Source organism: uncultured Allobosea sp. (genome assembly GCF_945956895.1).
In the GTDB taxonomy this organism is placed as follows: Bacteria; Pseudomonadota; Alphaproteobacteria; order Rhizobiales; family Beijerinckiaceae; genus Allobosea.
Genome location: NZ_CAMFJF010000081.1, coordinates 1 through 11,105, shown reverse-complemented (window position 1 = coordinate 11,105; position 11,105 = coordinate 1). Strand labels below are relative to the sequence as shown.

Below are 11,105 nucleotides of genomic sequence, written 5' to 3'. Positions count from 1 at the left end.
ATCCCGGACGCAGCGAAGCGGAGATCCGGGATCCATGCCTGAACCTCTTTCGGAAACGCTCCGGCATGGGTCCCGGGTCTCCCTGCGGTCGCCCGGGATGACCCGCGTTTCAATGGATGTGGCTCCGCCGGTGTGACTGCGGGCATTCCTGCCGCTGGCGCGCGGCAGGGCTGCCTCGCAGGCGCTTGCCCGGCGGTTTCCAGACGCTAAAGCTCCTCCGGAGAAGAGCCACCTACGAACATATGGCCGCCGAGGAAGCATGTCCCAGGACGCCGACCGCTACCAACCCGATTCTTCCTATGCCTGGCTGAGGCTTGCCGTCGCGCTAGTCATCGGCACGGTCGCCTGCGTCGGCTCCTGGTCGGTCGTCGTCGTGCTGCCGGCGATGCAGGGCGAGTTCGACACGCTGCGCGCGGGGGCCTCGCTGCCCTATACCTTCGCCATGCTCGGCTTCGGCGCCGGCAACATCGTCATGGGCCGGGTTGCGGATCGCTACGGCATCATGGTGCCGATCGTGATGGGTGCGTTCCTGCTGGCGGCCGGCTATTCCGCCGCCGCGCTGTCGCATTCGCTCTGGCAGTTCGCGCTGGCGCATGGATTGCTGATCGGCATGGGCAGCGCCGCCGGCTTCTCGCCGCTGATCTCGGACCTGTCGCACTGGTTTCGCAAGCACCGCGGCCTCGCCGTGGTCTGCGGCGCCTCGGGCAGCTATCTCGCCGGCGTGTTCTGGCCGCAGGTCATCACCTGGGGCATGGCCAACCATGGCTGGCGTGCGACCCATTTCGGCATCGCCATCGCTACGCTGGTGGTGCTGCTGCCGCTCGCGCCGTTCTTCCGGCGCCAGCCGACGGCGGCGACCATGGCCGCCGCCGAGGCCAGCAGCGCCGGGGCGCGCGGCGATCTCGGTCTCAGCGCCGGCCAGCTCCAGCTCCTGCTCTGCGTCGCAGGTTTCGCCTGCTGCGTCGCCATGGCGATGCCGCAGGTCCATATCGTCGCCTATTGCGGCGATCTCGGCTACGGGGTGGCGCGTGGCGCCGAGATGCTCTCGCTGATGATGCTGCTCGGCATCGTCAGCCGCATCGGCTCGGGCTTCGTCTCGGACCGGATCGGTGGCGCGGCGACGCTGGCGCTGGGCTCGCTGATGCAGGGCGTGGCGCTGTTCCTCTATCTCTGGTTCGACGGGCTGCAGTCGCTCTATGTCGTCAGCGGCATCTTCGGCCTGTTCCAGGGCGGCATCGTGCCGATGTACGCGGTCGTCATCCGCGAATACCTGCCGGCCAAGCAGGCGGGCATCCGGATCGGGCTGGTGATGTCTGTGACCGTGCTCGGCATGGCCTTCGGCGGCTATCTCTCGGGCGTGATCTTCGACTATTTCAGCTCCTACCGGATGGCCTTCCTGAACGGGCTCGCCTGGAACCTCGTCAATCTCAGCGTGGTCTGCTGGCTGATGCTGCGGGCGAGGCGGTCGGTGTCGCCGCTTCAGGTTGCGAGTTGAGAGGGGCGATACGTCCCGAAGCACCAGACATGGCCCTCCGGGTCTTTGCAGATGAAATCGCGGCTGCCATAGGGCTGGTCGCGCGGCTCCATGCAGATCTCGGCGCCGGCCTTGCGGGCCCGCTCACAGCGGACGTCGATATCGTCGGTGGCGATATAGGGTGAGGCGGTAGTGCCGCCGAGCTCGGCCGGGCGTGCGACCAGCTTGCCGAATTCATTGTCCTCGGCCGAGCCGAGCATGATGAAGCTCGAGCCCATCCGCAGTTCGCCATGGAGAAGCGTCCTGCCGTCCTCGGAATAATAGGCGGCGTGCTTCTCGAAGCCGAAGGCCTCGATCAGCCAGTCATACATCCGCGGCGCATTGGCATAGCGCAGCGAGATGATGATCATGGGCTCGGGCCTGGACGCATCGGCGCTGGACATGGTGTCGATCCCTGTTCGCGTCGCCTGAGACGATTGTCGGCGACATCGCCGGGCAATGCAAAGCCCCGGCTTGCGCGTCCGCCGTGGCGCCAGCATCATCGGCCAAGCGGATTCCCCGCCTGTCTGAAGGATGCCCATGAGCCCTGCCGCCGACGGATCCGAGGAAGCCCCGCGCGGAACGCTGACCGTGCGCACGATCGCCATGCCGGGCGACACCAACGCCAATGGCGACATCTTCGGCGGCTGGGTGATGTCGCGGATGGACCAGGCCGGCGGCATCGCCGGCGTCGACCAGGCGCAGGGCCGCGTCGTCACCATCGCGGTCGATGCGATGACGTTCCACCGTCCGGTCAAGGTCGGCGACGTGCTCAGCGTCTATACCGAGATCGAGTCAGTCGGCCGGACATCGATGAAGATCCATGTCGAGGCCTGGGCCAAGCGCTTCCGCACCGCGCTGCACGAGAAGGTCACCGACGCCACTTTCACCTTCGTGGCCATCGACGAGGAGGGGCGCCCGCGCCCGGTGCGGAAACTGGAAGGTTAAAGCGATTTAACCTCCTCTAACGTCAGGTGAATCCCTTCGCTGCGAGAGTGATTCAAAAGAATCCACTTTTAAGCGTTCCTTAAGCGCACGCGGACGATGCTGCGCTCCAGACCGAGGGGTACGCCTCGGCCAGGGGACTTTCATGGCCTTTCGATGCCTTATGCGGATCCAGCCGCCTGGCTTTCATGCCGGGGGAGGGAGGGGATTCCCGTGGCTACAGACGGCCGGTTCGGTTCAGGGCAGTCCTGAACGGTAGTTTTCCTGTTTTTGAACTCCTCTCCAGCGTTGCGTGAATTCCGGAGTACGACTTCATGACGAAAGCCAAGCCCGTGCGTGAGGGCAAGCCGTTGCGGATCGGTATCGCGCCCCGGATCTACGCCGCACTCGGCGTGATGACGGCCCTGACCATCGTCTCGTCCTCAGTCGCCTGGTTTTCCTATGACAGCGTCCACAAGACGGTCGACGACCTCGTCAGCCAGAAGATGCCGGTGGTCGAGCTTGCCCTGGAGCTTTCGCAGGCAGCGACGCAGTCGACGGCGCTGGCGGCCCGCTTCAGCGAGGTCTCGACCCTGCAGCAGCGCGCGACCTTGACCGGCGATCTCGACGGCGTCGAGGCGCGCCAGCTGGACCTGCTGCGCCGCATCGCCGAGCAGGGCAAGGTGGACAAGTCCAAGCCGCAAGCGGCGATCGACGATCTGGCTCGTCAGATCAACGACATCAACGACCTGACGGGAGAGCGGCTGCGCAACGCCGCCGACACCGCCACCGCGCTGGCGGCCTTGTCCAAGGCCCGCGACGGCTTCAGCGCCATGGCCGATTTCGAGACGTCGGACGCCCAGTTCAACGTCAAGATGAACATCACCAGCGCGGCGCAGCTCACCGGCAGCGAATTCGATGCCGCGCTCTCGAAGGTCCTGGACAAGGATCTGTCCTCGCTCCAGACGGCCCAGGCGCTCCAGCTCCAGATCAGCGAGACGGTCGGCCTGCTGCGCGAGATCTCGCAGGTCGAGAGCACCGAGAAGCTCGAGATCGCCAAGGCGCGCCTCAAGGCGCAGCTCGGCCAGGTTCGCGGCCTGCTGGCGGCAGCGGACATGCTGCAGGCCAATCCGGCGCGCGGGCAGGCGGTCAACGCCGTGACCGATCTCGGCGAGGGTGCCGCCGGCATCGTGGCCATCCGCGAGCGCGATCTCTCGACGCAGGCGGCGATCGCCGCCGGGCTCAAGAATCTCGACCAGGCGGCGGAGAAGGTCCGCCGCGAGGTCGGCGAACTGGTCTCTTCGGCACGCGGCGGCGCGATCGCCGGGCGCGACTCGACCAAGGCCATGATCGAACGCAGCGAGTTGACGCTCGTGGCGATCGGCATCGCCTCGCTCCTGGTCGCGCTCGCGCTGTCCTTCTTCTTCGTCCGCCCGATGATCATCGGGCGCCTCAACCGGCTCTGGGCCGCGACCAAGGCGATCGCCGACGGCGCTCTCGAGACGGTGGTCGACACCAAGGGCAATGACGAGATCTCCGACATCTCGAAGAGCGTCCTGCTGTTCCGCGACAATGCGGTGGCGCTGCGCGCCGCCGAGCTCGCCAAGGTCGAGGACGAGGCGCGGGCGCAGGAGCAGCGCCGCGAGATGATGCGCGAACTGGGCGAGGCCTTCGGCGTCGTCGTCGCCGCTGCTGCGGCCGGTAACTTCACCCAGCGCGTCGCGGCGCAGTTCGCCGATCCCGAGCTCAACGCGCTCGCCGGCTCGGTCAATACCCTGCTGGAGACGGTCCAGACCGGTCTGTTGGAAACCTGCGACGTGCTGGCGGAGCTGTCGGCCGGCCATCTCTCGACCCGGGTCGAGGGGATGTATCAGGGCGCCTTCGCCGAACTCAAGGACGGCACGAACATGCTGGCCGATGAGTTCGAGAGCACGCTCGCCCGCCTCGCCGAGACGGTCTCGGCCGTCCGCAGCGCGACCAGCGAAATCCTCGACGGCGTCACCGACCTCGCCGAACGCACCAGCGAGGAGAGCAATGCCGTCTCGATGGCGACCAACCAGCTCGGCGCCTTCGCCGGCACGGTGAAGAAGACCGCGAGCGAGGCCGCCCAGGCGACCGGCATGGCGCAGGGCGCGGAAGAGCGCGCGCAGCAGGGCGAGAAGGTCGTGGCCTCGGCGCTGGAAGCGATGCAGCGCATCCGCCAGTCGTCTAGCAAAATCTCCGAGGTCATCGCGATGATCGACGAGATCGCCTTCCAGACCAATCTGCTGGCGCTCAATGCCGCGGTCGAGGCGGCGCGTGCGGGCGATGCCGGCAAGGGCTTCGCGGTGGTCGCGACCGAGGTGCGCAGCCTCGCCAAGCGCTCGGCCGATGCCTCGAACGACGTCAAGAAGCTGGTCGAGGCGGCGCATGGCGACGTCAAGGTTGGCGTCGGCCTGGTCGAGGAGACTTCCGCGATGTTCGGCGCGATCGTCTCCTCGGTGAACGAGCTGACGGGCCTGATGAACGGCATCTCGCAGACCGCCCGCAGCCAGGCGAGCGACGTCTCGGCGATCAACACCGAGATCGACGGCATCGGCACGATGGCGCACCAGAACGCCGCGCTGGTCGAGGAGACCAATGCCGCGCTCGCCCTGACCGACGAGCAGACGAGGGCGCTGACCGAGCATATCGGCCGCTTCACCTTCCGGCAGGGCCATGCGGCTGAGGAGCATGGCGAGAGCAGGCACGCCGCCGCGGCCTGACGCGAAGAACGACGCTATCTGGATCCAACAAGCGGAAAGGGCCTTCCGATCATCGGGAGGCCCTTTCGATTCCGGCCTTATGTGCCTTGCTTGCCGAGTGGTGGCGATCTAGCGCTTTGTTCAGCATCGGATTTTCCGAAAAGTGGCTTCCACTTTTCGGTCCGATGCTCTAGGCGAGAAGCGGGCCGGTAGCTCAATGGTTAGAGCTCGCTGCTCATAACAGCGCCGGTGCCGGTTCGAGTCCGGCCCGGCCCACCATTCCGTTTCAGATCAATGCCTTAGCCAGAGGATTGTGCCGGTGGGACATTCTGGTGGGGCATTTCTGTGTTCAATCCGGAAACCTGACAGCAGCAATCATCGAGAAGACCTTTTCGCGCTCCACCATCTCCCGCCGTCAGGCGGTTTTCGACCGCGAGCGCCGGCGGGGATTGCGCAATCAGCATCCGCGCGATCCGACTGAAGCGCCATCTCGGGCGGTGCACCGGTACGCCGGCGACACTCAACTTGCGCTCTTGCGAGCCCTAGTTTCCGCCGGTCGGCTGCCGCTTGAAAAATCTGGGCACGACCGCGCGACGGAGAGGCCGCCAGGGCAAGCCCATGATCAGGATTTCGAAGCCTCTTCCCGCACGAGCACGGGGCCTTGCCGGCCTGCTTCTCAGCATGAGCCTCGCTCTCGCCGGCTGCGCGACGATGGAGGGGATGACGACATCGGTCATTGCGGAGAAGCGGATCGAGCTTGTGACCGCCGGGCAAGGCGCGCCGGCAGTTGTGTTCGAGAATGGTCTCGGCGGCCGCCTGGATTGGTGGGCAAAGGTGCTGCCGGAGGTCGCCAGGGAGACCAGGGTTTTCGCCTATAATCGACCTGGCACCGGGACGAGCGACACCGCTTCGACACCTCGCGACGGTAGTCACGTCATTGAAGAATTGCGACAGAACCTGCGCGAGACAGGGATCGCTCCGCCCTATGTCCTGGTGGGGCACTCTCTCGGCGGATTGTATATGCAGCTCTATGCGCGGCGCTATCCAAATGAGGTCGCCGGGCTTGTGCTGGTCGATTCCACTCATCCCGAACAAATGAAAGGTGCGGGTGCGCGCGAAAACTGGCCGACATGGGCGAATATTGCGCTCAACGCATTGACGTCCGACGCTGCGAAAGCAGAATTGGCCGCGATTCCGGAAACAGGCGCAGCGATGCTTGCCCTGCCGCCGCTCAGCGGAAAGCCGGTGATCGTGCTCTCTGCGAAGGGGCCGATGAGCGAAACCTCCGAGTTGGCGCGCGATGCCAACGCCAAGCGTGTCGATATCGCGCGTTTGCATCCGGGGGCCAAGCAGGTCTGGGTGGATAGCGGACACGGCATTCCCTTGGAAAGGCCCGAAGCGGTTGTCGCTGCCATCCGCGATGTATTGACGGCGGCACGAGCGCGAGTGGCCTCAGCCGGGCAGAAATGAAGCCTCTCCATTTCAAGGGAGAGCGGCCATAAGGACCAACCGCCTGACGGGACGCCTGAAGGGAGGACGCCGGCGATGCAGCAGGCGAGCCTTTCGAAGCCCATCCTGCTCGCCTTGGCGCTGGCACTGGCTGTCGTTCCGGCAAGCACGGGAGTGCAAGGCAGTCCGGGTCGAGCGCACGTTCAAGAGAACGACGCTTCTGCACCAGCCACATTTGAAGGCCGACGCGCAGTCCATCCAGGTCGAGCGATTGCCGAAATGCAGTCCGTCGCCACGGCTCTGCGCCTCGGGTCGAGGTGGAGTTCCAATGCACCGGTGCGTTTTGCTGCGCGCCACATCGACTTTCGATCGCCATAGTGACGGGAATACCCAGCGGATTGCGCAGGATGCGGCGTGGAACGAGGCGATGCAAACACAACGAGGGGCTTCAGCAAGCCCATTTCATGGCTGGTGCCTGGCCGCCTGGCTTGGCCTGGGCGTAGCCGCGGCCTGCGCCGGGGTGCTCGCCCTGTCATCTGACCCGGTCGACGGCACCCGGATGGTGATCAGGCTGACGGCACGCACCTCGCTTTTGCTGTTTGTACTGGCCTTCACGGCATCGAGCCTTGCGCAGCTGCTGCCTTCACCGGCCACAACCTGGCTTAGAGCAAACCGCCGGTATGTCGGCGGCGCCTTCGCCTTCTCCCATGTCCTGCACGCGGCAGCCATCGTTGCCTTGTCGCAACTCGCTCCCGTGCTGTTCGGGCAACTCACCACGCCCGCCTCTTTGATCGCGGGCGGTCTTGGCTACGCGGTCATCCTCCTCATGTTCGCAACCTCGTTCGACCGTGCGGTCGAGATGCTGGGGCCGCAGGTTTGGCGCATACTCCACAAGATCGGCGCCTGGTTTCTTGCGATTTTCTTCGCCGTGAACTTCGGACGGCGTGCCGTGGTCATGCCCGAGATGTACTGGCCTTATATGGCCCTCATCGTCGCGGCTATCGTAGTCCGCGTGGTCGCAGGTCGTCGAAAATCCGAAACCAGGACCGTTTGATCACGCCGACGGCTCCCTGGGCGGAACGTCGCCATACTCCAAACCATAAGTGCAACGTGCCAGTACTTCGTGCAGCTTTCTCCGCACGGTCGACTGTTGGCATGATCTCGCATCTTATGGCCGGCCGTGTTGGCCCTGCCATGTCTCAGCACCCTTGAAATCCCTTTAGCGAGACAAAGCAGCGCGCATCGAAGCCGCATAAGTCCTTCCCACGCGCAGTTCCGATCCGTCGGACAGAACCGCGATCAGGGCGGCGAACGGGGCAGTCTTGATCCGGGCAATCGCATGTCGGCGCACGATCGTGCTGCGATGGATGCGTGTGAAATCGGCCGGATCGAGCCGGCGCTCAAGTGAAGCGAGATTTTCCTGATAGAGGTAATCGGCATCCGCGACATGAATCCGCACATAGTCGCGATCGGCCTGGAAGCGGATGATGCTTTCGGAAGCGATCCTGAGATACTCGCCCTGCGACTTCACCCAGAACTCGCCGGCACGCTTGTCACGATCGTTCAGGGCCCGTTTCAGCGACGTGACGGTTTCCTGCAATTCCGCGATGCGGTCATCCTGAGAGCGCGATGCGGCGACATGGCGCGCCCGGATCATCGCGCTCTGGAAGCGCCCGGGCTCGATGGGTTTGGTGACATAGTCGACCGCATTGGCCTCGAAGGCACGCAAGGCGTGATGATCGAAGGCCGTGACAAACACGACCGCAGGCTGCGCATGAGCGAGGCGCTGCAACACCTCGAAGCCCGTCCCGCCCGGCATCTGGATATCCAGCAACAGGATGTCCGGGCGATGCTCCCGCGCCCGCTGGCAGGCCTGAATGACGTCACCGGCCTCGTCGATGCGGTGCACCCATTCCATCTTGCCGAGCAGTCGCGTCAACCTGCGGCGAGCAAGAGGCTCGTCGTCGACGACGAGGACGGACATTCCGTTCATCCAAGCCTCCAGGGCAGATCGAGCGATGCACGATAACGCCCGGGCCCGACAGTGCCGGACGAGAAATGCCCGTCCTCTTCGAAGCGAGCCCGCAGACGTTGGGCGACATTTCGCAGGCCAACACCCATGCCATCAGGCTTTTTGTCGTTATCCCCGGGCGGCATGTCGTTTTCTATCGTGACCCGAAGACGATCGGCATCGCGCTGCGCCCGCAACGCGATCTCCACCTTGCCGGCCGTGGCGCCAACACCGTGCTTGATGGCGTTCTCGATCAGCGGCTGGAGAATGAGGCTCGGCACGAGCGCGCGATGCACGTCGGCGGGGACGTCGATGCTGAAGGCCATCCGGTCGGAGAAGCGCTGGCGCTCGATCTCCAGATATCCTTCCTGCAACGAGATCTCTTCCACCAGGGGAACATCATGCATCGGGTCGAGGGACAGGGTCGTTCGCAGAAAAGTCGAGAGCGACAGGACCATGCGCTCGGCTTGAGTGGCCGCTCCTTCCTCGATCAACCCGGCGATGGAGTTGAGCGTATTGAAGAGGAAATGTGGATTCACCTGATAGCGCAGCGCACGCATCTGCGCGGACAGCGCCTCCTCACGGGCGGCCGCCAGTCGCCGTCCGCGGTCATGGAGCTCGAAGCTGAAGATGAGGCTGATGAACAGACAGGACCAGCCGAAGAACATGGCTGCGCCAAGAGCTGTGTCATTGATGAAGCTGTTCCAGCTATAGGCCGCTACCTGTGGCAGGGGATGGACAGCTTGAACCGCGTAGCCAAACGCAGCCCAAACCGGCGCTGCCGCCAGCGAGATCAGGAAGGAGACGACGATGAAGATCGGCAGCGAGCTTTCCGACGGTCCACGACGCCTTGCCCAACCATGCAACCGAAACAAGGTATAGGATATGGCGGTCGCGATAAGCCACCCGGTCCCATATCGAAGGAATTTCTCCGCAAGATAGATCGCGTTCTGAATATATTCAGCGGAATCCAATATTTTAAGAATGTAAAGAACGGCGGAAGACAGGAATGCGCCTCCCCAATAAACCAAGCCAAAGCGGATATAGGCTTGGCGGATAGCGCATTCGGCAGGCGATCGTTCCATCATTGAATGTCCGACATCACGCAGATTGTGCTGGACTGTCCCGGCGCCCTGGATGTCATCCATCATGTTCGCAGCCGTCCAGCCCCCGAGCTCGATCGCTTTTCATTATCCGGCGTCGCCTGCCGTTCGTCCCCCAGGGACAGCCGTTGGTAGAATTGTTCCGCCCCCGCCCGCCAGACAGTCGCCGCTGGCAAGTTAGCGGGTGCGGCGGATTTCTGAACAGAACTAGCCTCGCCGGCATGAATGAAAGCAACTCGCAATATCGGAAACCCCCGGGAGATATTGAGCGGCCTCGTCCCTATCCGACCTGGAACGAGGCGTTGCAGAACAGGCATGCGATTGCCCCGGAGCGACCGCCGGGCAAATTCGGCCGGAAGGCGATGCTGCATGTGACCATCGAGGCCGATGACATCAGTATTCTCGGGGCAATCCGAGCCGTGCTTCCTGAAGGAAGCCGGTTGCATGTCCGGTTCGCCAATAACGCAGCTTGCGCGCTTGGATGCGAGACCGGTGAAGACAAGGCCTTCATTCGGCTCCCGGAACTGACAGCCCGGCAGCGCGATATCATGGGTCTGCTGGTCGAAGGCCTGTCGAACAAGGGAATTGGCCGCAAGCTTTCCCTGTCCCATTTCACAGTCCGCAACCACATCTCTCAGATCATGCGCCAACTCAATGCCTCTACGCGCAAGGAGGTCATTGCCAGAGTGACAGGATCGAAGCTTGACCCCATTCCGGGCACGGGCTTTGCCGCGAAATCGGAGTGATCCACCCCCGCTGAATTGGTCCACCCTGCAGTATGCCTTGAGGCAGTCAAGAGGACCGAATGCCGAAGAAGCGCCGCAAGCCTGAAGAGATCGTCGCGATAGAGTTCGCCGCTTTCTCCACTCGTCTTGGTCCAGAAGTACGGCGCGCGCGCCTCGACGATTTAACGCGTCACCGGGCAGCGCCGGACATAGGTATCGGCGCTCACTCGCTCGCCGGCTCCCTCGGCCCAGCAGATGCGTTCGACCACATCTTTCCGGGCCGAGGAAGCCAAGAACAGGACGAAGCGATCGTAACCGAACGGTGTGGCGGAGGCACGGACCGCTTGCCGAACGACCGGCAGGCTCTCCGCGCCCTCGATGCCGACAGTGATCGCGCGGCATCGTTCGGCTGCACCGTCACGTCGCGTCGACCGCTTTCAGGAACACGTCGGCCGCGAGCTTGCCCAGGGTATTGCCGGCGAGAGGACTATCTCCGGTGAGCAGCTTGCGGTCCTGGTGCACGGCACCTGAAATGTCGTCGTTAAGGATCTCGAAGCCGAGCGCCTTGAGCTTCTCGCCGAATTTCCAGGTCAGATGGCCCGGCATGTAGCCGATATCCGGCGTCATGGCATCCAGCGCGTCCGGAAAGGTGCAGAT

At 64.0% G+C, this 11,105-nt stretch carries 9 protein-coding genes, 1 tRNA gene and 1 pseudogene; 7 read left to right on the top strand and 4 right to left on the bottom strand.

The genetic code is table 11. From position 1 onward, the window contains the following. Window positions 1-259: 259 nt before the first annotated feature. Entirely contained in the window at window positions 260-1,495 is a 1,236-nt protein-coding gene (locus tag Q0Q02_RS21350) for an MFS transporter (protein ID WP_293812530.1), read from the top strand. On the opposite strand, the gene Q0Q02_RS21345 is transcribed toward Q0Q02_RS21350, so the two are convergent. After that, window positions 1,480-1,917: a VOC family protein gene (locus tag Q0Q02_RS21345; RefSeq protein ID WP_293812529.1), complete on the bottom strand. Its 438-nt coding sequence runs from the start codon at window positions 1,915-1,917 to the stop codon at window positions 1,480-1,482. The genes Q0Q02_RS21350 and Q0Q02_RS21345 overlap by 16 nt on opposite strands. Window positions 1,918-2,053: 136 nt before the next feature. Between Q0Q02_RS21345 and Q0Q02_RS21340 the strand changes: the two genes are divergently transcribed. From Q0Q02_RS21340 to Q0Q02_RS21320, 5 genes are all read left to right on the top strand, one after another. Continuing rightward, complete coding sequence (locus Q0Q02_RS21340; protein WP_293812527.1) at window positions 2,054-2,461, top strand: acyl-CoA thioesterase; 408 nt, start codon at window positions 2,054-2,056, stop codon at window positions 2,459-2,461. Between the two features lie 311 nt (window positions 2,462-2,772). Then, on the top strand, window positions 2,773-5,181 hold the full coding sequence (locus Q0Q02_RS21335; protein ID WP_293812525.1) for a methyl-accepting chemotaxis protein: 2,409 nt from the start codon (window positions 2,773-2,775) through the stop codon (window positions 5,179-5,181). 182 nt (window positions 5,182-5,363) lie between these two features. Then, window positions 5,364-5,439: transfer RNA gene (locus tag Q0Q02_RS21330), tRNA-Ile, on the top strand. 339 nt (window positions 5,440-5,778) lie between these two features. Beyond that, window positions 5,779-6,630: an alpha/beta fold hydrolase gene (locus Q0Q02_RS21325; RefSeq protein ID WP_293812523.1), complete on the top strand. Its 852-nt coding sequence runs from the start codon at window positions 5,779-5,781 to the stop codon at window positions 6,628-6,630. 307 nt (window positions 6,631-6,937) lie between these two features. After that, window positions 6,938-7,663, top strand: a complete 726-nt coding sequence (locus tag Q0Q02_RS21320) for a ferric reductase-like transmembrane domain-containing protein (RefSeq protein WP_293812521.1) — start codon at window positions 6,938-6,940, stop codon at window positions 7,661-7,663. Window positions 7,664-7,828: 165 nt separating this feature from the next. On the opposite strand, the gene Q0Q02_RS21315 is transcribed toward Q0Q02_RS21320, so the two are convergent. Both Q0Q02_RS21315 and Q0Q02_RS21310 read right to left on the bottom strand, forming a co-directional pair. Then, window positions 7,829-8,593 (bottom strand): LytTR family DNA-binding domain-containing protein, encoded by a 765-nt coding sequence (locus tag Q0Q02_RS21315; protein WP_293812519.1) that lies wholly within the window; start codon window positions 8,591-8,593, stop codon window positions 7,829-7,831. 5 nt (window positions 8,594-8,598) lie between these two features. Then, window positions 8,599-9,771, bottom strand: a complete 1,173-nt coding sequence (locus tag Q0Q02_RS21310; protein WP_293812518.1) for a sensor histidine kinase — start codon at window positions 9,769-9,771, stop codon at window positions 8,599-8,601. A 173-nt stretch (window positions 9,772-9,944) separates the two neighbouring features. Between Q0Q02_RS21310 and Q0Q02_RS21305 the strand changes: the two genes are divergently transcribed. Further along, window positions 9,945-10,469, top strand: a complete 525-nt coding sequence (locus Q0Q02_RS21305; protein WP_293812516.1) for a LuxR C-terminal-related transcriptional regulator — start codon at window positions 9,945-9,947, stop codon at window positions 10,467-10,469. A gap of 396 nt (window positions 10,470-10,865) precedes the next feature. Here the strand turns inward: Q0Q02_RS21305 and Q0Q02_RS21300 are convergent. Continuing rightward, window positions 10,866-11,105, bottom strand: a pseudogene (locus Q0Q02_RS21300) (protein deglycase HchA); the annotation flags it as partial.